This window comes from Flavobacterium sp. Root935 (assembly GCF_001429295.1).
Classification (GTDB): Bacteria; Bacteroidota; Bacteroidia; order Flavobacteriales; family Flavobacteriaceae; genus Flavobacterium.
The window spans coordinates 804,256-829,432 of record NZ_LMJL01000012.1 but is presented as its reverse complement, the minus strand read 5'-3'; the positions used below and the strand labels follow the sequence as shown (position 1 = coordinate 829,432).

The following is a 25,177-nucleotide window of genomic DNA, read 5'->3' as shown; positions in this document are numbered from 1 at the left end:
TTAATAAGTGGTTTAAAATTACAAATAATACGTTAACATTTTATTTTTATCCTATGTTTTATTTGTTCCAGATTTTCCAGGCTTTCTCAGCTTGAAATATCAGCATGTCGTGGCCATTTTTTATAACAGCTCCTTGTTCTTTTGCTTTTTTCAAAAAAGTTGTTTCGGCAGGATTGTAAATCAGATCGTATGCAATATGTTTTTCTGTAAAGAATTCATAAGGCAGATTTGGACAAGCTTCAATATTTGGGCTTGTACCCACTGGAGTACAATTGATTATAATTTGAAAATTGTCAAATGTTGTGGCATTGATCAAATCGTAATCTATAATGTTTTCTTTGGCTTCTCTTGAAACGAAAGTATAGGGAATGTCAAGTTCGTCAAGAGCAAACGCCACACCTTTAGAAGCCCCGCCAGTTCCCAAAATCAAAGCTTTTTTGTGATGTGGTTCTAATAATGGTTTAAGCGATTTTTTAAAACCATAATAATCTGTATTGTATCCTTTTAGTTTACCGTTTTTGGTAAATTTTATAGTATTTACTGCACCAATTAAAGATGCTTTTTTTGATAGTTTATCTAAGAAAGGAATAACTTGTTCTTTATATGGAATAGTGACATTTAAGCCCTTTAAATCTGGATTGTTTTTGATCAATTCAGTAAAGTAATTAATTTCAGAAATGTCAAAATTTTCGTAGCTGTTGCCGGCAAAAACTTCATTATTAAATTTTTCTGTAAAGTAACCTTTTGAAAAAGAGTAGCTGATGTTACGGCCCAATAATCCAAAACGTCTTCTTAATAAAATATCAACCATTATTATTTACGATGTTTTTCTATATAATTTTTTACTGTTTTCTTTGCCCATACCACTGGAAACAAGTCTTCAATTAAGATATAGTTGTCAAAATTTAGACGTAAACCATTGCTTAAATGAAATTTAGCTTTTGTGTTATCCTGAATCATAAAGTATAATCCGGCTAAACGATATTCGATTTCATTTTCTTCAGGGAAATATTCTGAAGCTTGTAATAAAGTCTGAATAGCGCTTTCAAATTCTCCTAAAAACTGAAGAATATCAACCCAATACAACCAAGTGTCTAATGCGTAATCTCCAAACTCAACTGCTTTTCTAAAACCAAATTCGGCTTCTTCAAAGAAATTCATGTGTTTATTGATAGTCGCATATCTTTTCCAGTACAAACGATTTTGATTGTCAATTGCCAAAGCTTTATTCACAAAAAACAATGCTTTTTGATAGTTTTTCTGGCGGAGATGAAAATCAGTAATCGCAATCCATCCTTTATCCAATAACGGATCTTCGTGAACCGTTTGGTTATAGTATTGAATCGCTTTCGCTAAATTTCCAAGTTTTTCATAACATTTACCAATTCGAAGCAGGGCATAAGATGTTGCATCGTCCAGCTCGATAGTTCTGTTATAACTCTCAATTGCATCATTGTATTTTTTCAGACGTTCGTAAGCTTTTGCTTTTTCCATGAAAGCGCCCAAAAACTCATCATCAATCAGCGTTGCATAATCAAATGCACGAATGGCATTTTCATACTCTTTAACGCCATAATGAAGACGCCCAAGCTGATGCCAGGCAATTTCGCTGTAAGGATTTTTGTTAATGTAATCATTTAAATAAGCAATAGCTTCTTGATTTTGATCTAAAAATTCAAAACAATATACCACGTTATAAAGAGCAGATTGGTCTTCTAAGTCTTCTTCAAGACATTTGATAAAACTCTCTTTTGCCATTTCAAGGTTATCCATAAAGAGATACTCCATTCCAATCAAGTTATACACATCCGCATAGTCATCAGTGTACTGCAGTGCGATTTTTAACAGTTCAACCGCTTTTTCGTGCTGATCTCTTTTAGAACAGATATTGGCTTTTTGGATATAGATTTCCTCGTTGTTGGGTTCAATTGCATACAACTCATTCAAAAGCTTTTCAGCAATGTCGAGTTTATCATCATAAACCAGCATTTCTACTTGTACTAATTTTAAGCCTGTAGATTTAGGATGTTGGTCTAATGCAAGTTTCAAGGCCTTTTTTGCTAAATTAGCCTTGCCTATATCTAAATAATGAAGAATTATTTCTTCAAATTCTTCAGAATCAAAAAAGAGTACTTTGTTAGTTTTTAACATCGACTCAAATTTGGATAGGGATAGGTTATAATCTTCTTCTTCGTTGCTTAATTGCATACTTCGTATTTTTGAAATTAGCCTGTTATAAATTTAGGCAACCATATAATTGTTGTAAGGAAAGAGAATTAATTGTTTTGAACAATTTAATTAACAATATATAGCGTTTTTTATTTTATTTTGGGAAGAAATCTCCTTTTATATTAAGGGATTAACTTCGGTTTTATTCTTTTTTTAATTAATGCTGGAAAGTTTTTACTTTAATCTAATCGAATTAAATATAACTTAATGTTTCTTAAGTAGTTAAAAGAAGTGCGTTTTTTATTTGTTATTCTTTTTCATTACTTCATCCATAACTTCTAAAATAATTGCACAGCCTTCTTTAATTTCATCTTCTGAGATGGTCAAAGGAGGTGTAATTCTTATAGCACATCCTTCAAACAAAAGCCAGAATAATATAAGACCTTTGTCTTGACAGCTTAAAATGACTTCGTTGGTAATTTCTGCCGATTCTGTCATTGCAGCCAGCATTAATCCTTTTCCTCTAACTTCTGTTATCAAAGGATGTACCAAAAGCGATCTGAAGAGTTTTTCCTTCTCCAGTGTTTCTGCCATTAAATTTGTTTCAGTTAATTCCTGCAAAGTAGCCAAACAAGCTGACGCAATGACAGGGTGGCCTCCAAAAGTGGTTATATGCCCTAATTTTGGATTTTCGGTAAGAAGATCCATTCTTTCTGCAGAAGCAGTAAAAGCACCAACCGGCATTCCGCCGCCCATACCTTTACCCATGACAACAATATCAGGAACAACGTCATAATTCTGAAAACCAAATAGTTTACCAGTTCTCCCAAAACCTGGCTGGATTTCATCTACTATCATCAAAGCTCCAACCTCATCGCAGCGATTTCGGACTTTTTGCAGAAAATTGTTTTCCGGCTGAATAAATCCTGCGCCTCCTTGAATAGTTTCTAAAAGAATTGCGGCAGTTCGGGTTGTTATTTTTTGTAAATCTTCTTCGTTATTAAAAGTGATAAAATCAACATCTGGAAGCAGAGGTCTGAAAGCCTGTTTGCGTTCTTCAAATCCCATAACACTCATAGAACCCATTGTGTTACCATGATAAGCATTATTACAAGAAATAAGCTGACTGCGTCCTGTGGTTCTTTTGGCCAATTTTAAAGCGCCTTCTATTGCTTCTGTTCCAGAATTGACTAAATAGGTTTTATTTAAAGATTCTGGTAGGAGAGAAGCCATTAGTTTGCAATATTGAACTGCAGGGCTTTGCGAATATTCTCCATAAACCATTACATGCGAATATTTATCCAATTGATCTTTGATAGCTTGATTAACTCTCGGATGTTGATGTCCTAAAGTACAAGCCGAAACGCCGGCTACAAAATCTAAATATTTTTTATCGTTGGTGTCGTATATGTAAGATCCGATGGCGTGCGAAACTTCCATTCCTAATGGGTAAGGAGAAGTTTGTGCCTGGTATTTTATAAAATCTGGATTCATTTTTTTTAAGGTTCAAAGTTGCAAAGGTTTTCTAAGTTTCAAAGTAGCAAAGGTACTGAGGTTCTAAGGTTTTCTAACTTTACGCTTAGGTTAACTTTTGTGAGTTCATAATTCGCAAAAGACTGTAAACTGCTACTGCGACTAAAAACTTTTTTAAGGTTCAGAGTTGCAAAGGTTTTTTAACTTTACGCTTAGGTTAACTTTTAGAAAATAATAATTCGTAAAGTACTGCAAACTCTTACTACGACTAAAAAATCGCAAAGAACTCTAAACAGTGAGTGATACTGAAAACTGCGACTGAATACTGACCGCTTACTTACTGCTCTTAACCGCAGGCTTTTTCTTATCGTAATTCAAAGTTTCTTTTCGCACTTTCATTGGAGTATCTTTTCCTTTCTCTTCTTCGTCTTTTCCTTCTTTAATCAGTTTATCGTTCATTTCATTATCTTCTGCGGTGAAAATATCATCCTTAGATTTTATCCTTTCGTCGCCTCGCCAAACCATACCTCGGAGTTTTCGGGCGTTTTCAGGAAGTTCATCTTCAGGGAAAATATCGCCGTCAACTTTATTGTAAAAAGTAATAGTTTCAACAGCATTATTCTCTAAAATCAAATTGATTTTACTGCTGACATTTTTATTAATTCCAATCAATTCATTGGCATCATTCCGCATAAAATAAATAACTTCGGTATTCTTGACGACATCTACATCATGCAGTTTTCCATCCCTGAATTTTCCAAATAAATTGAGTCCTTTTACTTGGTTATAGCCCGTTCCGAGCGTATCCTTGGAGATTAGAAAAGTATTATTGAGAACTTTTAACGAATCTATTTTTCGTGTTTTATTATCGCCGATCAAATGCATCACATCTCCTGTGATTTGGCTTTCTCCGTTCCATAAAATCGGATTTCCAATTAACTTCGTCAGAGCACTTTTAGAGTCAGAATGTATAGAATCACATTTTCCGCTCATATCTATTTTATAGAAACGAACATTTTTAAAAGCTCTTAAAATTCTTTCGCCTTCCTTTCCTGTAACCAGTAGCTTTTGTCCGTGAATATAAACGGAATCATTTTCAACCAAATTGATTGCAACGGCTCTTTTTGTAACAAACATGGAATCTTTCAGTTTGTAAAGTTCGGCATAATGTCCTTTTACAATTCCTTTATTTATAGAATCTGTGATTTTTACATTTCGAGTTGCCGATGCAAATTCGGTATTTCGATTATAAAATAAACTATCTCCTTCTATACGCCTATCGTCATATTTAATATAGGATTTCCTCAGAAAATGAGCTAGGTTTTTCTTCGTATCGTAAAATCCTTTTTCGGTATAAATGTAATTAGCTTTACTCGTAATTGTTGAAGGGCCAAAAAGATAAGTATGGCCAGAATTACTGTAATAATCCAAATGATTCGATTTGATTACATATTTTGGATTTGTAATAGTAACTTCCGTTAAAAACTGAAATTTCTTTTGTTCCACATAATATCTTCCAGACTTACTGACCAAAGTATTGTCTTTGTTTACAATTGTTCCTTTAGTATTATAAAAAACCTCTTGAATATTTCTGTCAAAATTAATGGTATCCGTCTGCAAAGTCGCATCTGGTGAAGTCAAGACGGCATTTCCTGTTGCAAAAGCTTTTTTTTCATTACCGCTGTATTCTGCATATTTACTGTTTAAAAATAAAGTATCACCCTGTACTAATTGTACATTTCCAAAAGCTTTTAAATAATTCTCTTTTTGAAAAAAATAGGCTTTATTACAAGTTAATACAACGCCGTCATGATTTACTTTTACATTTCCTGTTAGTAAAAGCGCATCTGGAACATTGACCTGATCGACATCAGAAAAATCAGCGTTCTCAATAACGATAGTTTTTGGAGCCTTAGCAGTTTTTTTTGCTTGCGCGAAAGTAAATTGAACGCTTAAAAAAGACAGACAAATAAATATGAAAAATAGTGATTTCTTCAACTGATTAAATTTTTGTCAAATTTATAAAAAAGGTTACAACCTATGACTGTTATTAGGATTAATTTATAATAAGTCATCAACACTTCAAATGACAAATTCTGCTTCATTTATTTTTTCAACAAAACATACAACTCTCACGTTGTAGTTGCGCTATTTCAACTTCAAAATGATGCAAATTAAAAAGAGTTGGTTCTGAATTTTAAAAAATGAGTTACATTTAGAAAATAGTTTTTAATGCGTTCTATTGAGGAGCTTTAAAATTTAAAGACTATATTTAGTTAGCACAGCAATTATATGATAAGTAAAAGATTAATTACAGCAGGAATTACGTTAACTGTACTACTTTCGGCTTGTAAAACACAAGAATTAAAAATGAGTACAGCAAAAGAAGAAACGGCAGCCGAAAAAAAGGTTGTAGTCTATCAAGTTTTTACACGCCTATTTGGAAATAAAAATAAAACAAATAAACCTTGGGGAACCATAGAAGAAAATGGTGTTGGAAAGTTTAATGACTTTACAGATAAAGCGCTACACGAAATAAAAGATTTAGGAGTTACTTATATTTGGTACACCGGCGTTCCGCATCATGCTCTGGTACGTGATTATACAGCTTACGGAATATCAAATGATGATCCAGAAGTAGTTAAGGGACGTGCAGGATCTCCATATGCCGTTAAGGATTATTATAATGTAAATCCAGATTTGTCCGAAAACCCAGCGAAGCGTTTAGAAGAATTTGAAGCATTGGTTAAGCGTACACATAATGCAGGTTTAAAAGTAATTATAGATATTGTTCCCAATCATATTGCTCGTAAATACGAAGGAAAATCGAATCCAGCAGGAGTAAAAGATTTTGGTGCCGATGATGATGTGAATGTTGAATACAAACGAGATAATAATTTCTACTACATTCCAAAAGAACATTTTGAAATTCCAGATGGCGATATTCCATTAAATGGAGAAAAACATCCGCTTATTGATGGAAAGTTTGATGAAAATCCGGCTAAATGGACAGGAAACGGATCTCGTAAAATTAAACCAGATCAAAATGACTGGTATGAAACAGTAAAAGTAAATTACGGCGTGCGCCCTGACGGAACTAAAGATTTTCCTGAGCTTCCAGCTGGTTTTGATCAGAAATCGTATAAAGAGCATTTTGCTTTTTGGCAGGATAAAGATGTGCCTGATTCTTGGAAGAAATTCAGAGATATTGCCTTGTATTGGACAGCAAAAGGAGTTGATGGTTTCCGTTATGATATGGCAGAAATGGTTCCGTACGAATTTTGGAGTTATATGAACTCTTCCATTAAAATGAAAAATCCCAATTCATTTTTACTGGCAGAAGTTTATAACCCTAATGAATACCGCAATTACATTCGTTTAGGAAAAATGGATTATTTATATGATAAAGTAGAGACTTACGATAAATTGAAAGATGTTATTCGAGGAAAATCTTCACCAGATGAATTGACCGAGATTCAAAACAGAATGTCGGATATCGAACATCATATGCTTCATTTCTTGGATAATCATGATGAACAGCGTTTAGCAAGTCCTGATTTTGCAGGAACTCCAGAAAGAGGAAAGCCATTAATGGTTGTTTCAGCTACTATAAGCACTTCGCCGACAATGATTTATTTTGGACAAGAAGTAGGAGAGGCGGGAAATGAAGATGCTGGTTTTGGAAAACCTTCCAGAACGTCTATTTTTGATTATATCGGAGTTCCGAATCATCAGCGTTGGATGAACGACGGAAAATTTGACGGCGGACAGCTTTCTGATTCTGAAAAAAAGCTTCGTGATTTTTACAAACGGTTATTGAATTTTACCATTAACAGCAGCGCTTTGATGGGAAGTTTTGAAGAGATTCAATTTGCAAATCGCCAAAATAATGAAGGTTATGATGCTTTGTTGTATTCTTATGTTCGCTGGTCTGAAAAACAAAAATTGGTTGTAATTACTAATTTCTCTTCTGAGAAAGAAAGTGAATTTGACTTAAAAATTCCTTCAACAGTTATCTCAAAATGGCATCTAAAAGATGGTTCTTATGTGCTTGTAGATAAATTATATTCCGAAAGCAAAACTTACCTTACAGTCAAAAATGGTGAAGGTTCGGCACGAGTTAAAATAAAGCCTTCTGAATCATTTATTTATGAAGTAAACTAAGAAGTAATTAAAAAAAATGTTTAAAATAAGACCTGCTTAGAAGTTATTGAATCTAAGCAGGTTTATTTTTTTAAAGTTCTATTAGAAGTGAAAGGATTTCTTTAATTGAAAACTTAGCTCCGCAGACAAATTCATCTGAAGCGCCATAGTAAACAGTAAGAGTGTCTCCATCAGGTTCTATGATATGACCATTTGTAAAAACCACATTGCCAAAAAAGCCGCTTAATTCGTAATCTGTTTTAGGAAACATAATTGGTGTCTCTGTTCTCGAAATTACTTTTGAAGGATTTTCTAAATCCATTAAAAAAGCGCCTAAGCAGTATTGGTGAAATTCGTTGGCTCCATGATAAATTTCCAGCCATCCAAATTCTGTTTTTATTGGTGCTGCACCTGCGCCGACCCTTTTACTGTCCCAATTGCCTTTTCTGGTTTTAATAATACATTTATGATTTCCCCAATGAAGACCATCGGGAGAAGAAGCAATCCAAATATAATTTCCACCAATATCTACACTGCTCGGACGATGTAAGGCATAGAATAAACCGTTTATTTTTTCTTCGAAAATCGCACAATCTTTATTGTGAGGAGGAAATATCATTCCGTGTTTTTGAAAGCTCCTCCAATCTGTTGTAGTCCGTAAACCAACTCCAACACCATTAGAAGATACCGAAGTAAATGTCAGGTAATATTTTCCTTCAATTAAAGAAACGCGGCAATCTTCAATTCCGAAAGTTTCCAGAATTCCTTCACCAACTAAATAGGGATAGTTTTCAGGTTCGTAAAATTGTTTTCCATCATCACTGCATAGCAAGCGTATATGTGATAAAGTAGTTAGGTAATCAATTCCCTGATAATTAATTACACGGGCATCTGTGGCAATAAGTTCGGGGTGATCTTTAAGAATTTCTATAATTTCTATTAAACCTGTTTCTGTAAGTATAGGAAATGAGATAATGTTTTCTGCTTGCGTTGGTCTTTCGGCAACCCTTACTGCAAGCCAGATTTTATTTTGAAATTGAAATACGCCAGGATTAAGTAAACAAGTTATTTCTAATCCTTCTCTGCTTGGTGGTAAATCTGATGGTGAAATTATAGGATTTTCTGCAAAACGCTTGGCAATATCTTTCATAATTTTCGTATAAGTACATAAAAGGTATAAAAAAAAGCTGATACTTAATTCGTACCAGCTTTTTTTCTATACTTTTTTAACCTTTTTGAGTGCTTCAACATAATATTCGTTTACTTTTTCCCAATTAATATGTTCATAAAAAGCATCAATATAACTTCCTTTTCGGTTTTGATAATCTAGATAATAGGCATGTTCCCAAAGATCAATGCCTAAAATAGGCGTTCCTGGAATCAAAGCATTTTTCATTAACGGATTATCTTGATCCTGAGTTGTTGTAATTTGAAGTTTTCCATATCGGTCAACTACTAACCAAACCCATCCAGAACCAAATTGCTTTTCTGACTGCGCTTTAAATTGATTCGTTAGATTGTTGAAAGAACCAAATTCTTTATTAATAGAACCGGCAAGAGTATCTTTCGGAGTTTGCTCTTTTGGAGTTAAAACATTAAAATAAAGCGTATGGTTGTAATATCCTCCAGCATTTTGACGAAGTTTGGCATTATTTAAATCCATCTTTTTCAAAATATCCTCAATAGGCATATTCTCAAATTCTGTAGAAACAATTTCTTTATTAAAATTGTTTGTGTAAGATAAATAATGTTTAGAATAATGAGTTTCTAAAGTCAAAGTTCGAATTGCAGGTGCAAGACCGTCATAATTAAAGGACAGTTTTGTCATTTCAAAAGAACCGGGATCAGCTTTAACATCATTTGGCGAACCAATAGTTATTTTTTCTTCTTTAGTCGGAAGAGGAACCTCAACAACTTCGGTCAGCTTATCTTCTTTGCAGGAAAATAATAGTAAAAATGAAGCTAAAGTGCTAAATAGAACAACGTTTTTCTTCATAATGTTATTTATTTTGATGATAATGAGTTAATGATCTCGATATAATTTTCTTTCGCCTCATCAATTGACATATGACTAATCTGCATCCAGGCATTAGTTTTGAACGCATCTCTCAAATCAAAATTTTCAGATTGATTGTAAACTGCTGTACCAAAAGTTGCCTGTTTGTAAAAAGCGTAAAGTCTTAACTGCACATCTTGCGGCAGTGAAGCCTGAGTCATTGTCATTGCAATTTCTACAGCTTCCGCAAAGCGAATATCTAAATCTTTCTCAGCCATTTATGCTTTCGTAGCAATAATTGTTTTTCCACCAATCGCTTTTTGATTCAATTCAACGTTGATAGGTGTACCTAAAGGTAAAAATAAATCTACTCTTGATCCAAATTTAATGAAACCAGCATCTGTTCCTTGAACAACCTGCATTCCTTCTTTGGCGTAATTTACAATTCTACGAGCCAATGCTCCAGCGATTTGTCTGTATAGAATAGCGCCAAATGTTTCATTTTCGATAACTACAGTAGTTCTTTCGTTTTCTTCACTCGCTTTTGGATGCCATGCAACAAGAAATTTTCCAGGGTGGTATTTGCTAAATTTAATGATACCATCCATCGCGTAACGAGTTACGTGAACATTGATAGGAGACATAAAAATAGAAACCTGTAAACGTTTATCCTTAAAATATTCTCCTTCATAAACTTCTTCGATAACCACAACTTTTCCATCAACAGGAGCAAGGATATGATCGCTGTTCTTAATTGCAATTCTTTTAGGATTTCTAAAAAATTGCAAGATAATGATCAAAACTAAAAGCGCTGCAATTTGAACTAGAGTTCTAAGCCAATTGATATCAATAAATTTTTCGGCTAATAAAACCACAACGACTGTAAAAACTACACCTAATAAAATGGACGGGCCTCCTTCTTTATGAAACATAATATAAAATTTGATAAAATAAAAATATAATTGGTGCTACAAATATAACACTATCTAATCGATCTAAAATACCTCCGTGTCCCGGCATTATCGAGCCACTGTCTTTTACGCCTGCAATTCTTTTAAATTTGGATTCAATCAAATCTCCAATAGTCCCAAAAATGCTTACAATTAAAGCAATTATCGTCCAGATTAAAATTGATTTATTGCTAAATTCAGGATTGGGCTGAATGTACAGTTTTGAGATTAAAAAACCTGCAAAAGCTGCAAAAACAACACCGCCAAGAAAACCTTCAATAGTTTTTTTTGGAGAAACACGTTCGAACAATTTATGCTTACCGATTGATTTTCCAAGTAAATACGCAAAAGTATCATTAGTCCAAATTAAAACAAATAATCCAAGAATAATTTTCGGATTATAGTCATTAGTTCCGAATGAGATTTTAACGATAAAAATAAAAGGAAGTGTAATATAGCCAAGCAGGTACAAATATTTTGAAGAAGTGCTTATTTTTTGAACTGAATCATAAAATAAGAATATGATACATTTTATAGAAACGACTAGTGTAACTGCCAAAAGAATTAAATCCAGCTGTTTGATGTTGGTCTCTAAAGTTATATTAGAATTAAAAGTATCGTTTATAAATTTACTAGTCTGTTTGTTGTAATGGCTTATGAGAATTGTTGCCGCATAAATTGACATTCCAAAAAGTATAGAAAATACTTTGTTTAAATTAACGAGATTAGAAAATTCGTAAAGAGTGATAATTAAGAAAATACCAAAAAGTGTAATGAAGCTTTCGGTAGAAAACAATATCGAAGTTAGTAATAAAGCGATATAAACAGCACCAGAAATGGTTCTCTTCAGTGTTTCATTCATCTTAAAGATCTTCTAAAAGCAATAAATAAAGATTCTTGGCAACACTTCCGTATTGCGTAAAGTCTTCTTCTTTGGCTTTTTCGAAATATTTTATGGTAGTGATATTAGTAGGGTAGTCTCTTTCGTATTTACGTTTTATAGCGCTCAATCCGTCGCTTTTCATTGGAAGGATCTGGCTGGTTGTAGCTATAATAACAATATTTGCAGGTAATTCGTTTGGTTTATTTTGTCTAATTTGTTTTGATGAAAATAAAATTGAACCTTCATCAGCAATAAGGTTTTCACAGCTTGCCAATAAAAATTTTGGTTTAGAAGGAGCAATGTAAAATAATTTATTTTCTTCTAATAAACTAAACAAAGCTGACTCATAACACAAAACTTCACTTTCAAACCAATCATTTTCTTCTAATATGTTTTCAAACTGTTCAGCAACTTCTTCAGTGTTTTCGCAGTACAAGAACTTACCTCCATTTTTTTTGAAATTGAAAATAAATTGCTCGTCTAAAGATAAATGACTGTTCTGTGCAGATGTACCTGCATATTCGCTTTCATTCTCTTCGTCAGAAGCGGCTTCGCTTGAGCCAAATATTTTTTTGAAAAAATTCATTTTTTATATGAAATACTTTACATGTTAATTGAAAACGTTCAAAGATAAAAAAATCTTAATTCAAAAGGGTATTTTGAATTAAGATTTTAAAAAATTATTACGTATTTCGTAAATTATTTATGAAACTACTTCTTCCAAATTTTTGTCAAAAGTTCGTTTTCCAAAAATATTTTCTAGATCATCTTTAAAGATAACTTCTTTTTCAATCAGAATATCAGCTAGTTGATTTAGTTTGTCTTTGTTTTCTTCTAAGATTTGAATCGCTCTCTGGTATTGACCTTCGATTAACTCTGAAATTTCAGCATCAATAATTTTTGCTGTTTCATCAGAATATGGTTTCGAGAAGTTATACTCGCTTTGTCCAGTTGAATCATAATAAGTAACATTTCCGATTTTATCGTTCAATCCGTAGATCGTTACCATAGCACGAGCTTGACGCGTTACTTTTTCTAAATCGCTCAAAGCACCAGTTGAAATTCTGTCGAAAGTTACTTTCTCTGCAGCTCTACCACCCATAGTAGCACACATTTCGTCTAACATTTGATCTGTTCTAACGATTTGTCTCTCTTCTGGTAAATACCAAGCAGCTCCTAAACTTTGTCCACGAGGTACAATAGTTACTTTAATAAGCGGCGCAGCATGCTCTAACATCCAGCTTACAGTTGCGTGTCCAGCTTCGTGAATAGCAATTGCTCTTTTCTCTTCTGGAGTTATAATTTTGTTTTTCTTTTCTAAACCACCGATAATTCTGTCAACTGCGTCAAGGAAATCTTGTCTGTCAACAGCAGCTTTGTTGTTACGTGCAGCAATTAAGGCCGCTTCGTTACAAACGTTTGCAATATCTGCACCCGAAAAACCTGGAGTTTGTTTAGCTAAGAAATCTAAATCTAGACCTTCAACTTTTTTGATAGGAGCTAAATGTACTTTAAATATTTCAGCTCTTTCGCGAATATCTGGTAAGTCTACAAAAATCTGTCTGTCAAAACGTCCTGCACGCATTAAAGCTTTGTCAAGGACATCAGCTCTATTGGTTGCAGCTAATACAATTACGTTAGAGTTTGTCCCAAAACCATCCATTTCTGTTAGTAATTGGTTCAAAGTGTTTTCTCTTTCATCATTTCCGCCAGACATATTGCTTTTTCCTCTTGCTCTACCAACAGCATCAATTTCATCGATGAAAATGATAGCGGGAGATTTTTCTTTTGCTTGTTTGAATAAATCACGTACACGTGAAGCTCCAACTCCTACAAACATCTCAACGAAATCTGAACCTGATAAAGAGAAGAAAGGTACCTGAGCCTCACCGGCAACAGCTTTTGCCAATAAAGTTTTACCAGTTCCTGGAGGTCCTACAAGTAGAGCACCTTTTGGAATTTTACCTCCCAGATTGGTATATTTTTCAGGGTTTTTAAGGAATTCAACAATTTCTTGAATTTCTTCTTTAGCACCTTCTAAACCAGCAACATCTTTAAACGTAGTTTTGATATCTGTTTTTTCATCGAATAGTTTGGCTTTAGATTTTCCGATATTGAAAATCTGTCCGCCGCCTCCAGCACCTCCGCCAGACATTTTACGCATGATGAAAATCCATACACCAACAATGATGATGATAGGAAGTAAGCTGATTAAAATATCGCTCCAATTGTTTTTTTGAAGGAAATTAAAATCTTTCAGTTTGCCCTCGCTAACCGCTTTTTCAAGTTTTGTTTGAAATATTTGATCATTACCAATTTCCAGCGTATAGTGCGGACCTTTGTTTGGCTGTTTGAAAATATCTTCAGCAACTTTTTTATTTGACGGGTCTTTAAGAGCCGCAGCATTTAAATATACTTCAGCCTCAGCTTTGTTGTACACAATAACTTTTTCAATCTGGCCTTTTTCTAAAAGCGTGTTGAATTTAGAAGAAGTTAATTGAGCAGGTTCGCTTAAGCTAGATCCTCCGGTAGCAAAACTTATAAATAAAAAAACTAAAAGTATTGCGGTATATATTAACCAAGGACTTATTTTAAATTTATTCGGATTTGGATTATTATCTTTAGCCATTTAATGAAAGTTTCTTTAGTATTTATTTTCGATTGTAGTTATTTTGGCATCACCCCAAAGGCTCTCGATATTGTAATATTCGCGAATATGTTTCTGGAAAACATGTACTACAATGTGTACATAATCCATTAAAACCCATTCTGCATTATCGGTTCCTTCTACGTGCCAAGGTTTATCTTTTAAGTCTTTTGATACTGTTTTTTGAATTGAGTTTACGATGGCGTTAACTTGGGTATTTGAGCTACCGTTGCAAATTACAAAATAGTCGCATACAGCTGTATCTATTTCTCTTAAGTCAAGAATATCGATATCATTTCCTTTTACTTCCTCAATCCCTTTGATTATGTTCGCCAGTAGAACATCATTATTAATCGTCTTTTTCGCCATGAATTATTTTATATGTGAATTTGTAAAGTTACCAAATTTTGTGATTATTTTTGAACCTTAACAAAATATTAAATTAAGTTATCTAAATTATTTAATGAAACTAATCAAACTCGATGCCATAGATTCAACAAATGATTTCCTGAAAGCATTGTCAAGTCAGGATCAACTAGAGAATTTTACGGTGGTAACAGCTGAAAATCAGACAAAAGGCAAAGGACAAATGGGAGGAAAGTGGGAGTCTGAAGCTGGTAAAAACTTAATTATGAGTGTATTGGTAAAGGATTTTCTATTTAATAACGAACAAGTCTTTAATTTAAGTGTCGTTGTTTCATTAGCAGTTACAGAAGTGCTAAAATCGTTAAATATTCCTGATATATGCATAAAATGGCCAAACGACATTCTGTCATACAATAAGAAATTGGTTGGCATACTAATCGAAAATACCATAAAAAGCGATGGCAGGATTGTGTCAGTTGTCGGAATCGGAATGAATGTAAATCAAACCGATTATACAGATTTGCCAAATGCATCTTCTCTAGCAGTAATTTCAGGTAAATCTTTTGATAAAGAAGAATTAGCAATTTTAATAGTAGAAAAAATAAAGGAGAAAATACAGTCATGGCAGACTTCTGCAAAAGATTTATGGACCGATTATTTTAATTCTTTATTCAAAAAAGGAGTTCCAATGCCTTTCAAAAACCTCAACGATCAAAATTTCATGGGAATCATTCAAGGCGTTTCTCCAATTGGAAAATTGCAGGTTTTATTAGAAGATGATTCTGTTGTAGAATTTGATATAAAGGAGGTTAAAATGCTTTACTAAGTTGCTAAGGTTCTGAGATGCTAAGATTCTAAGTTTTTTTTTGAAAGCGAAGACGCTAAGTTTTATGACTTAAAGAAATATGTTTGAATGAGTAGAATCTGCATGAAATAAAAAACTTTGTGCCTTAGCGCCTTCGTGGCATTCAAAAAAAAGCCCGATAATAAAATCAGGCCTTTCATTTATAATTCACAATTAATAATTAACCATTATTAAAGCTTATTCATATTATTTGCTAGAGTTTCGATGAATTTGCTGATTGGTCCTTTAACCATCATTGCCATCATAGCATTAAACTCTCCTTCAAAAAACAATTGAACTGCACTTTCAGAATCAGAAATGCTGTCAATGTTTGAAGTCAAAGTAAACGGAGGTTTGTCACTTGCTGCACCCAAAACAATTTTGTTTGGAGCCACTTTGTCTTTCATTTTCAATTTGATTTCAGGCATCCCTTTCAATCCAAAAATAAAAGCGTCTTCGCCAGTCACTTCAAATTTAGCGATATTATCAGGCATTAATTTTTCAAAATTCTTAACATCAGTCAATTGATCAAATAAATCTTGAGCTGATTTCTGAACAGTAACTTTTGGACTTTCTAAGTTCATATATTTTTTATTTTTTTATTATTTAAAGTGACAAAGAGCAAAAAAATAAATTCCAATTTTTTAAATTCCAAATTCCAAAAAAGAGCGAAGCGATTTTTTAGNAAATCTAAAATCTAAAATCTAAAATCTAAAATCTAAAATCTAAAATCTAAAATCTAAAATCTATCCCGAGGCTTCGGGACTAAAATCTAAATTTACTCCTCTTGTCCCCAAGTTGACGGGCTTTCATTCCACTCCAGCAGAGTCGATTGCTGATCTTCAGTGATATATTGCTTTTGAACCGCCAAGTCTAATAAATTTTCGTAGTTGCTCAAAGTGAATAAATCAATATTAGCTTCTTTAAAATTTTCTTCAGCAATGCCAAAACCATATGTAAAAATCGCCGCCATACCTTTAATGTTCGCACCTTCGCTTCTTAAAGCTTCCACAGCCATCAAACTGCTTTTTCCAGTACTAATTAAATCTTCGACAACTACAACATTTTGTCCTTTTTGTAAAAAACCTTCAACTTGGTTTTGTCTTCCGTGTTTTTTAGGTTCCGGACGCACGTATACGAATGGAAGTCCTAAACTTTCGGCAACCAAAATTCCAACTCCAATGGCTCCAGTGGCAACACCAGCGATCACATCGGGTTTTCCAAATTGTTTTTCGATGTTCTTAGCAAACTCATCACGAACATAGTTTCTGATGCTCGGAAATGAAAGAATTAACCTATTATCACAATAAATAGGAGATTTCCAACCAGAAGCCCATGTAAAAGGATTTTCGGGATTCAATTTAATTGCATTTATTTGCAAAAGCAATTCGGCTGTTTTTTCGGCAGTATCTTTATTAAAAATCATAGTACAAATGTATAAAGTTTTTGTAAACGACAAACCACTTTTTTTGACAAATGAAATCTCGAAAGAAACAGATTTCCAATTGTTCTTGTTGGAGAGCATTGATATCGAACAGCTTATCATAAAAATTTTTCAAAATAAAATTCAAAAAGCTATTTTATATCATCCCGACGAAAGTGAAATAATGAAAACCCTTAAAGCCAAAATTCCAGTAAATAAAGCTGGCGGAGGCTTTGTGTACAACAAGAAAGGCGAGGTTCTATTCATTTTTAGAAACGGAAAATGGGATTTACCAAAGGGCGGAATCGAGAAAGGCGAGGACATTGAAGCAACCGCCATGCGCGAAGTAGAGGAAGAAACTGGAGTAAATAAACTTCGTATAATCAATAAACTGCAAAAAACCTATCATATTTTCAAACGCAACGGAAAATACAAATTAAAAATCACGCATTGGTTCGAAATGCATTCAGATTTTGAGGGAACTCCTCACGGACAAATAGAAGAAGGCATCGAAAAAGTGGCTTGGCTAAACCCAGAGCAAATCAAAGAAGCACTTAAAAACTCATACGAAAACATCAAATTGTTGTTTGAAGAAGAGGAAGTTCGAGTAGAAAAAATTGCACCGCCTGTTCCATATCGATCAGGTCCAAATTCAGATATTTAAGTATTGGGGCGTGCCACCAATAAAAAAAATACCCAATCAACTTTGCGTTCATTGGGTATTTTTTTTATTGCTGTCGGGCTTTCGCCGCTACTACGGTAGCTTGGCTCTATCCCTCACGCGAACTTCACTTTCGTATTAAGAATTACCATTTAATTTTATCAAAAGATTATCATCATTAAAAACCGCATTTATTACATTTCCATTCTTTTCGGCTTTAATTTCATTTCCATTAGATGTCAGTTCATAACCTTTTTGAGAAAGATAATTGGTAAAAGCATTTTTGTGGTTTTGAATTTCAAATGTTGAAATAAGTTCTGGAAAAACAGTTAGAATTCGAGCTAATTCTTCGCTCTCAACATTATCCACTGCATCAGATTTAATGGTAACAACCATCTTCCCTTGACCGTAATTTCCAAGATAATAACCACTTGCATTAAACATCTCAACAGCAATCATTCCTATTAGATGTAAATCGTTCTGAGTAGCATCAAATTTTCCAACTGTTAATAAATCAATATTATTTTCTTCGCCGTATTTCTTTAACAAAAGAGCTTGCTTCATAACAGATTCTGCATAACCTCCCGCTTTGTTGTCCCAAATCCAAAGCCATGTTTCTGAAGAATGTGAAAAAGAACCCAAAACCTGCATCGGAAATGTAAGATCATCTCCAAAAGTTATTTCTTCTTTATTCATATCGACATTCCAAGAAAGACCACCAGTTATCTCAAATAGATTTCTTTGTTTTTCCAAAGCAATTGCTCCAAATTTTTCTAAAAAATCATTTTCAGATGTGAAGTCTATAGTATTGTTTGGCTGATTAGTAGTTGATTCTGTATTTTCTTCTTTCTTTTTAAAAAGATTGTTGAATAGTCCCATTTCTTTATGATTTTTAGAATTTTAAATTGATGTTTTCAAATATATAACTTTTAAGATAAGTCAGAAAAACGTTAATTAAATTTATACTTGCTTTGTGAATTTTGAACTTTGCAATTAAAAAACTCATTAGGTAGGAATGTCTCGTAGGTAGAAAGAAAATGAATTCCGAATATACGCTCCATCGGAACGTTTGATTAACTAGGTAATAATGCCGTAAACAGGTGTCCTTACAGGACACAATGCATAATGATATTATTTTTTCTACCGATGAGATATTCCTACGGAATATATTTACCATGCTGTCACAAACGTCTCTCTCTTTGCGATATGGGACTTTTTAAACCACATCAATCAAAAAAAAATCTACAAAACACGATAAACAGGATACTGCATATGTGCCTTTTCATAATAAACAGAATGCTTGTAAATCCAATTTAACTGCGCTTCAGCACTTTTAGCAAACTCGCGGTCATTTTGTTTTTTGGTTTCTAATTCTGCTTTTAATGCTGGATTTTCTTTTAAAAGCTGCGCTGCAGTATCTTCAAAAATATATTCTGAGTAATGTTCTTTTTGCTGTAAAATAGGATCGAAGAAATTCCAATTAAAAAAAGAATCAACGCCTTCTGGTTCAAAAGCTTCTAGAAGGTATTTTACACCTTTTTGGCTCGTTGGGGCATAATAATCTCCTTTAGCAAAATTCATTTTAACTTTTTTTGAAGTTACTGTTGTGTTTCGGTGCGGGTAATGTCCTTCATAAGCAGAAGTAGACGTTTTAAAATCGGCAATTCTATAGCTTTCGACCTCAACAATAGTGTCGTTTTTAAATTGTCTGAACGAAATATTATTGTTTTTCAAAAGATCAATAATATTCCAATAACCACGCGGAATGATATAAGCAGACGGAATAACAACTTCTTTTACCGATTTGAATTCTTTGATATACGGAACATCTTTTTTGTATGGTTTGCTTCTGTCATAATACAAACGATTTCCTGTTGTAGCTTCGCTTTTTTTGTAGCCTGCTTCATATCCCAAAAACGAAAAAGTAGTTGCTTTTGTACTGTCCAATTCCCATTTTAAAGTATACGATTTTTTAGGCTGATATTGTTCTAAATTCTTTACTCTTAAATCTTTTATCTTTTGATAATTCGCATCGGTAAAATCCATAGTAGACTTCATGTACTCGTAAGTCATTTTTACGCGTTCTGCGTATTTTTTCAGCATATGTGTTTCAACCACAAAACCAATTGTATTGAATAGGGAAGTGTAACCCGTTGTATATCGCGGACTATCTACAAATTGTCCAAAACCTTTGTCTGGAGTATCTTTAAATGAATCGACATAAGGCGTAGTTTCAATTTTCTTCTTTTGAAGATCTTTGACCAAAGCCGGCATCATTTCGTTATTCATAAAATCGCCCAAAACAGTTCCGAGTTTATTGTGCTGTGTCATAATATAAGTCAGTTTGTATTGATAATCTGAGCCGTTACTTACGTGATTGTCAATAAAAACATCGGCATTTATCTTTTGGAAAATTTCGACAAAACTTTTGGTGTTCCTTGTGTCAGATTTCATCATATCGCGATTCAAATCGTAGTTTCTCGCATTTCCTCTAAAACCATAAATTTCTGGTCCGTCCTGGTTTGCTCGAGTTGTCGAATTTCGGTTTAAAGCACCACCAATATTATAAACGGGAATGGTAACTAAAACAGTATTTTTAGGTGCTTTCAGTTTGCCAATTGCCAAATCTCTGTAAAATTGCATGGTTGCATCGATTCCGTCAGGTTCGCCCGCATGGATTCCGTTATTCACAAATAAAACGGCTTTGGTTTTCTGTATTTTATCAAAATCAAATTCCTTGTCAGGATTGAAGGTAATCATATGCAAAGGTTCTCCAGAATCTGTCAGTCCCATTTCTTTCATTTGAATAGTTGGAAAATCGGCAGCGAGCATTTTAAAATAAGCGATACTTTCCTGATAAGATGCCGATTGATTTCCGTTTCCTTTCTCAAAAAACGTGTCGTATTTTTTGTTGTTTTGAGCGAAAAGGGTAATGGTGAAAAGTGAAATGAAAAAGGTAAAAAGTTTCATGGTTTTGGTTTTAATCAAAATCAAATATAGTTTTTTATTTGTTTAAAAGTTTCAAATTTCAGGTTTCAAGTTGATAAGCTTTGTGTTTTTTACCGCAAAGCACGCAAGGTTTTTTATGTATGGGTTTTATAAAAACGTAAAGTTCGCAAAGCTATGAACTTAAACTTTGCGAACTTTGTGTAAACCTTTGCGTGCTTTGCGGTTAAAAAACTTTCCCTACTTTTGCAAAATGAATAAAAAACACCATTCCAACAATATACTTTCGAATTTAGGGATTCAGAGTCTGAACGAAATGCAGGAAATGGCGCAAGATGCCATTTTAAACGAAAACAACGTCTTATTACTTTCTCCAACTGGATCTGGAAAAACATTAGCTTTTTTGCTTCCAATTTTAGAATTGTTGCAGCCTGAGATTCTTTCTGTTCAATGTTTGATTTTGGTTCCGTCCCGCGAACTTGGACTTCAGATCGAACAAGTTTGGAAAAAAATGGGAACGCAGTACAAAGTAAATATCTGCTACGGCGGACACTCAATCGACACAGAAATCAAGAATTTAAGCAATCCGCCAGCGGTTTTAATTGGAACGCCAGGAAGAATTGCCGATCATATTGACCGAGACACTTTTAGAACCGATAAAATTCAAACTTTAATTTTAGATGAATTCGATAAATCGCTTCAATTAGGCTTTCACGAACAAATGTCTTTCATTATTGGTAGATTACCGAAAGTCAATAAAAGGGTTTTAGTTTCGGCAACTTCCGATATTGAAATTCCGAAATACACACGCGTTGTAAATCCAACAGTTTTAGATTTTATTCCAGAGGAAGAAGAAAAAGCTAATCTCTCGATGAAAATGGTGGTTTCGCCAGCTAAAGATAAATTACAGAGTTTGTTCAATTTAATTTGTTCTTTAAATTCAGAATCGGCTATTATTTTCTGCAACCATCGCGATGCTGCAGAACGTATCAGCGATACTTTAAACGAAAAAGGAATTTATTCGGTTTATTATCACGGTGGAATGGATCAGGACGAACGTGAACGTGCTTTGATTCAGTTTAGAAATGGAAGTGTCAGCTATTTGGTTACAACGGATTTAGCAGCTAGAGGTTTGGATATTCCAGAAATGAAACACGTCATTCATTATCACCTCCCATTGAAAGAAGACGAATTCACGCATAGAAATGGGCGTACAGCGCGTATGCAGGCAACTGGAACGTCTTATGTTATCATTCACGAAAGTGAAAAACAATTAGATTATATTGATTATGAAATGGCAGTTTTAAATGTTGAAGGAAAAGTTTCGCTGCCAAATCCGCCTCAATTTCAAACTATTTATATCAGCGGCGGGAAGAAAACAAAACTAAATAAATTTGATATTGTGGGTTTCTTTTCTCAAAAGGGAAAATTAGAAAAAGAGGATTTAGGTTTAATTGAAGTGAAAGATTTTGTTTCGTTTGCAGCCGTAAGATTCAATAAGGTAAAAGAACTTCTGAAAAATATTAAGGACGAAAAGATGAAAGGCAAAAAGTTCAAAATTGAGGTTGCCCGAAATGTCATCAAGAAAGAAGAAGAGGAGAAAAGAGGGAAATATTAGTTATGCTAAACGAGCGAATAATTTGATTAAAGAGTTTTTTTGACTTTGGATTTATCTCCTTGTATTTCAGATGTTTAGAATTCTTTAACTAAGTTTTACAATTTTATGTTAAAAAAATAATGATTTGATAGGTGTTTTTTCAATATTTCTATGTTTTTTTGCTACAGTAAAATTGTAACCCCAAATACTATATGAAAAAGATTATTACTCTTGCCGCATTGTTTTTTACTTTTGTTTCGTTTGCACAGGTTAAGGTTCTAGAAACGGTTCCTGTAGAAAAATTAGGAAAAGTAAATAACAACTACATTCAGAAAATTGGTGACGAATACACTGTGTATTACACTATTGTTCAAAGTGATGACGATTCGACTTTGAGAAAATTTTCATTCAAGAACATCGATAATGCTTATAACTCTTTATACAACATTATCATGGGCGGATTTACAGCTTCTCCGTTGTACGATATCAAATTAGAGTTACCTAACAACTACATTTGGTTGCACTACACAGGAAATGTGGTTCCAGACAAATCTACAGTTCAGTTTATGGTTTCTGGTAAAGAAAGAGACGCAGCAACAAACAACGTTTCTGAGCCATTCGTAAAAGACCAAATCAATAAATTATTTCAAAAATAATTTTTCGATATATGTATAAAAAGCCGTTCTATTTGAACGGCTTTTTTGTTTCAAGTTTCAGGTTGATAAACTTTGTCTTTAATTTTAACGCAAAGCTCGCTAAGTTTTTTTATTTAAAGGCTTTTAAAAGCACAAAGTTCGCAAAGCTTTGTGAATAAAACTTTGTGAACTTTGCGTAAATCTTTGTGTGCTTTGCGGTTAAATAGTGAGTATTCTAAAAAAAAACTTAGAATCTTAGCATCTCAGAACCTTAGCAACTTTATTTAAATCTTCTTCACATACTGCGTTATAATTACAATCTGCTGTCCATCAACTTTTCCTTCGATGTATTCAGCGTTTTCGTGATCTAAACGAATATTTCTCACAGCAGTTCCTTGTTTGGCAACCATGCTGGATCCTTTTACTTTAAGATCTTTGATTAAAACAACAGAATCTCCGTGTTGTAGTACTACACCGTTACTGTCACGGTGAACTAATTTATTTTCGTCATCTTCGCCTTCGCCAGTTGCTTGTGCCCATGCGAGAGTATCTTCATCTAAATACATCATGTCCAATAATTCCTGAGGCCATCCTGCAGCACGCAAACGGCTTAACATTCTCCAAGCAACAACTTGCACAGCAACATTTTCATTCCACATGCTGTCGTTAAGGCATCTCCAGTGATTTAATTCTACGTTATCTGGATTTTCAATTTGGTCAATACAGGTATTACAGGCTAATATAGCTTCATCAATACCGCCTTTTTGAGTTGGCAGTACTTGATAAACTTTTAGATTTTCTTCGTTTCCGCAAAGTTCACATTTAGATCCGCTTCGTTTGCTTAATTCTCTTTCGATGCTCATTATTTATTGTTTGTTTAAAAATGCGAAATTACTTATAATTTGTTTTGATTACAAGTTTATTGTTTAGTGTTTATGTTAGTTTACTGATGAAGAAAGAGAACAATAACTAAAATCTATTTTTTCTTCGACTTAGATTCTAACGAGTTAACTTTCTTTTTTAGATTTTTAATTTCTTTATTTTGTTCAATTGTGTAAAGTGTTAACTCTTCTATTTTTTGCAATAATTTAAGTTGAAAATCTTTCATATTGAGTCCATTTTCAATCATTTCTTTCTCAGATGCAATTTCTGGAAGATGTTTGTTTGTATTTACATAAGATTCAAGCTCGTCTAATCCAAGAAGTTTATAATCTTTTTCAAAAACAAAATCGCATCCTCCCAATAAATCGACTTTTATTTCTTTTGCTCTAATTGTTCCGCAAACATCCAGTTTGTAAGATGGTGAGCTTGTCCCTACTCCAATATTGTTATTCAGAAAATTGATATCTTCAATTATATAAACATTTACCGCTGTTCCTTGTGCATAATCTTGATCAATATTAGGAACCGCCATTGCAGTAGGATTATAATTTCTACCGGTTGATTTATAGATATTTTGATTCATACCATTTGTTTCTTCTACCAGTATATTATTGCTGTTGTAAATTGACCAGTCAATCACTTTTAATAAATGGTTTCCAGCACCAACAGTTGCTTGTATTTGATTTGATGTTATTCCGCTTACTTTTGGCTTTAAAACATATACCTTAACTTGCGAACCTTGTTCAAAATCATTTTCCAGACCTTCAACAAACATTGCAGTAGGATTTATTGGCCTAGGAGTTGAAAAGTAATAAGTTTTACTTTTGCTCCCATCTACTTTTTCTACTATTATGCTTTTAGTACTAAATTTACTCCAGTCAGTGGTAAGTATTAAATGTGAACCGCTCAATACTGTTGCAATAACGCTTTGAGAAAATAAATTATTATTAATAGACATTAATAACAATATCAAAACTATTTTTTTCATAAATCCTCTTAATTGTAATATTTGTCTTATTTTTTTTGTCTAATTTAAATGATTTTTCTTAATTATTTTTTAACCCGAACCGCATCAGGAACCAGCATTTCATACTCACCTCCATGACGCAATACATCACGAACAATACTCGAACTAATAAATGATGTACTTGCAGCAGTTAATAAAAATACTGTTTCTATTTTAGAAAGTTTTCTATTCGTATGCGCAATAGCTTTTTCAAATTCGAAATCTGCTGGGTTGCGAAGACCTCTTAAAATAAAATTGGCTTTTAGTTTTTTTGCCAGATCAATTGTTAAACCTTCATAAGTGATAACTGATACTTTTGGTTCGTCTTTAAAAGTTTCTTCAATAAAACGCTTTCTTTCTTCTAATGAAAACATGTATTTTTTTTCGGCATTTACACCAATCGCAATTACAATTTCGTCAAACAAAGGAATTCCTCTTTTGATAATGTCTTCATGTCCAAGTGTAATAGGATCAAAGGATCCGGGGAATATTGCTCTTCTCATTTTTTGAGGTTCTAAGGTTCTGAGTTACTAAGATTCTAAGTTTTGATCTTTAT

General features: G+C 33.3%; 24 protein-coding genes. 5 read left to right on the top strand and 19 right to left on the bottom strand.

Features of this window, described 5'->3' with window-relative positions; genetic code table 11:
* Positions 1–58: 58 nt before the first annotated feature.
* From ASE40_RS18340 to ASE40_RS18325, 4 genes are all read right to left on the bottom strand, one after another.
* Complete coding sequence (locus ASE40_RS18340) at positions 59–811, bottom strand: shikimate dehydrogenase family protein (protein WP_057118570.1); 753 nt, start codon at positions 809–811, stop codon at positions 59–61.
* Positions 812–813: 2 nt separating this feature from the next.
* The gene (locus tag ASE40_RS18335; protein WP_057118569.1) at positions 814–2,208 is read right to left on the bottom strand and encodes a tetratricopeptide repeat protein; all 1,395 of its coding nucleotides are present in this window, start codon (positions 2,206–2,208) and stop codon (positions 814–816) included.
* Positions 2,209–2,469: 261 nt separating this feature from the next.
* Positions 2,470–3,663 carry an aspartate aminotransferase family protein gene (locus ASE40_RS18330; protein ID WP_057118568.1) on the bottom strand — a complete coding sequence of 398 codons (1,194 nt, stop codon included), beginning with the start codon at positions 3,661–3,663 and terminating at the stop codon, positions 2,470–2,472.
* Positions 3,664–3,975: 312 nt separating this feature from the next.
* Positions 3,976–5,640: an OstA-like protein gene (locus ASE40_RS18325; RefSeq protein ID WP_082586835.1), complete on the bottom strand. Its 1,665-nt coding sequence runs from the start codon at positions 5,638–5,640 to the stop codon at positions 3,976–3,978.
* A 294-nt stretch (positions 5,641–5,934) separates the two neighbouring features.
* Here ASE40_RS18325 and ASE40_RS18320 point away from each other — a divergent pair, with 294 nt between their 5' ends.
* Positions 5,935–7,806: an alpha-amylase family protein gene (locus tag ASE40_RS18320; RefSeq protein ID WP_057118567.1), complete on the top strand. Its 1,872-nt coding sequence runs from the start codon at positions 5,935–5,937 to the stop codon at positions 7,804–7,806.
* A gap of 70 nt (positions 7,807–7,876) precedes the next feature.
* On the opposite strand, the gene ASE40_RS18315 is transcribed toward ASE40_RS18320, so the two are convergent.
* The 8 genes from ASE40_RS18315 to rsfS form a co-directional block, all read right to left on the bottom strand.
* Complete coding sequence (locus ASE40_RS18315; RefSeq protein ID WP_057118566.1) at positions 7,877–8,935, bottom strand: glycoside hydrolase family 130 protein; 1,059 nt, start codon at positions 8,933–8,935, stop codon at positions 7,877–7,879.
* 66 nt (positions 8,936–9,001) lie between these two features.
* Positions 9,002–9,781 carry a superoxide dismutase gene (locus ASE40_RS18310; RefSeq protein ID WP_057118565.1) on the bottom strand — a complete coding sequence of 260 codons (780 nt, stop codon included), beginning with the start codon at positions 9,779–9,781 and terminating at the stop codon, positions 9,002–9,004.
* Positions 9,782–9,789: 8 nt separating this feature from the next.
* Positions 9,790–10,059: an acyl-CoA-binding protein gene (locus ASE40_RS18305; protein WP_057118564.1), complete on the bottom strand. Its 270-nt coding sequence runs from the start codon at positions 10,057–10,059 to the stop codon at positions 9,790–9,792.
* Positions 10,060–10,713, bottom strand: a complete 654-nt coding sequence (locus ASE40_RS18300) for a phosphatidylserine decarboxylase family protein (protein WP_057118563.1) — start codon at positions 10,711–10,713, stop codon at positions 10,060–10,062.
* Positions 10,703–11,593 carry a phosphatidate cytidylyltransferase gene (locus ASE40_RS18295; protein ID WP_057118562.1) on the bottom strand — a complete coding sequence of 297 codons (891 nt, stop codon included), beginning with the start codon at positions 11,591–11,593 and terminating at the stop codon, positions 10,703–10,705. Before ASE40_RS18295 ends, ASE40_RS18300 begins: the two co-directional genes overlap by 11 nt.
* 1 nt (position 11,594) lies before the next feature.
* A complete protein-coding gene (locus ASE40_RS18290; RefSeq protein ID WP_057118561.1) occupies positions 11,595–12,200 on the bottom strand; it encodes a hypothetical protein in 606 nt (201 codons plus the stop codon).
* A 117-nt stretch (positions 12,201–12,317) separates the two neighbouring features.
* The gene (gene ftsH, locus ASE40_RS18285; RefSeq protein ID WP_057118560.1) at positions 12,318–14,243 is read right to left on the bottom strand and encodes an ATP-dependent zinc metalloprotease FtsH; all 1,926 of its coding nucleotides are present in this window, start codon (positions 14,241–14,243) and stop codon (positions 12,318–12,320) included.
* A 15-nt stretch (positions 14,244–14,258) separates the two neighbouring features.
* On the bottom strand, positions 14,259–14,630 hold the full coding sequence (rsfS, locus tag ASE40_RS18280; protein ID WP_007809313.1) for a ribosome silencing factor: 372 nt from the start codon (positions 14,628–14,630) through the stop codon (positions 14,259–14,261).
* Between the two features lie 94 nt (positions 14,631–14,724).
* On the opposite strand from rsfS, the gene ASE40_RS18275 reads away from it, so the two are divergent.
* Positions 14,725–15,453: a biotin--[acetyl-CoA-carboxylase] ligase gene (locus ASE40_RS18275; RefSeq protein ID WP_057118559.1), complete on the top strand. Its 729-nt coding sequence runs from the start codon at positions 14,725–14,727 to the stop codon at positions 15,451–15,453.
* 209 nt (positions 15,454–15,662) lie between these two features.
* On the opposite strand, the gene ASE40_RS18270 is transcribed toward ASE40_RS18275, so the two are convergent.
* Together ASE40_RS18270 and pyrE are read right to left on the bottom strand one after the other, a co-directional pair.
* Entirely contained in the window at positions 15,663–16,055 is a 393-nt protein-coding gene (locus ASE40_RS18270) for a hypothetical protein (protein ID WP_057118558.1), read from the bottom strand.
* A 194-nt stretch (positions 16,056–16,249) separates the two neighbouring features.
* Entirely contained in the window at positions 16,250–16,897 is a 648-nt protein-coding gene (gene pyrE, locus ASE40_RS18265) for an orotate phosphoribosyltransferase (RefSeq protein WP_057118557.1), read from the bottom strand.
* A 7-nt stretch (positions 16,898–16,904) separates the two neighbouring features.
* Between pyrE and ASE40_RS18260 the strand changes: the two genes are divergently transcribed.
* A complete protein-coding gene (locus ASE40_RS18260; protein WP_057118556.1) occupies positions 16,905–17,558 on the top strand; it encodes an NUDIX hydrolase in 654 nt (217 codons plus the stop codon).
* Between the two features lie 135 nt (positions 17,559–17,693).
* On the opposite strand, the gene ASE40_RS18255 is transcribed toward ASE40_RS18260, so the two are convergent.
* Both ASE40_RS18255 and ASE40_RS18250 read right to left on the bottom strand, forming a co-directional pair.
* Positions 17,694–18,434, bottom strand: a complete 741-nt coding sequence (locus ASE40_RS18255; protein ID WP_057118555.1) for a DUF6882 domain-containing protein — start codon at positions 18,432–18,434, stop codon at positions 17,694–17,696.
* Positions 18,435–18,797: 363 nt separating this feature from the next.
* On the bottom strand, positions 18,798–20,525 hold the full coding sequence (locus tag ASE40_RS18250) for a M14 family metallopeptidase (RefSeq protein WP_057119848.1): 1,728 nt from the start codon (positions 20,523–20,525) through the stop codon (positions 18,798–18,800).
* Positions 20,526–20,754: 229 nt separating this feature from the next.
* Between ASE40_RS18250 and ASE40_RS18245 the strand changes: the two genes are divergently transcribed.
* Both ASE40_RS18245 and ASE40_RS18240 read left to right on the top strand, forming a co-directional pair.
* Positions 20,755–22,119, top strand: a complete 1,365-nt coding sequence (locus ASE40_RS18245) for a DEAD/DEAH box helicase (protein ID WP_057118554.1) — start codon at positions 20,755–20,757, stop codon at positions 22,117–22,119.
* Between the two features lie 191 nt (positions 22,120–22,310).
* The gene (locus tag ASE40_RS18240) at positions 22,311–22,754 is read left to right on the top strand and encodes a hypothetical protein (protein ID WP_057118553.1); all 444 of its coding nucleotides are present in this window, start codon (positions 22,311–22,313) and stop codon (positions 22,752–22,754) included.
* Between the two features lie 263 nt (positions 22,755–23,017).
* Here the strand turns inward: ASE40_RS18240 and ASE40_RS18235 are convergent, their stop codons facing one another.
* The 3 genes from ASE40_RS18235 to coaD form a co-directional block, all read right to left on the bottom strand.
* Positions 23,018–23,596 carry a PhnA domain-containing protein gene (locus tag ASE40_RS18235; RefSeq protein WP_057118552.1) on the bottom strand — a complete coding sequence of 193 codons (579 nt, stop codon included), beginning with the start codon at positions 23,594–23,596 and terminating at the stop codon, positions 23,018–23,020.
* Between the two features lie 113 nt (positions 23,597–23,709).
* Positions 23,710–24,603 carry a hypothetical protein gene (locus ASE40_RS18230; RefSeq protein ID WP_128414994.1) on the bottom strand — a complete coding sequence of 298 codons (894 nt, stop codon included), beginning with the start codon at positions 24,601–24,603 and terminating at the stop codon, positions 23,710–23,712.
* A gap of 62 nt (positions 24,604–24,665) precedes the next feature.
* Complete coding sequence (coaD, locus tag ASE40_RS18225) at positions 24,666–25,124, bottom strand: pantetheine-phosphate adenylyltransferase (RefSeq protein ID WP_057118550.1); 459 nt, start codon at positions 25,122–25,124, stop codon at positions 24,666–24,668.
* Positions 25,125–25,177 lie beyond the last annotated feature (53 nt).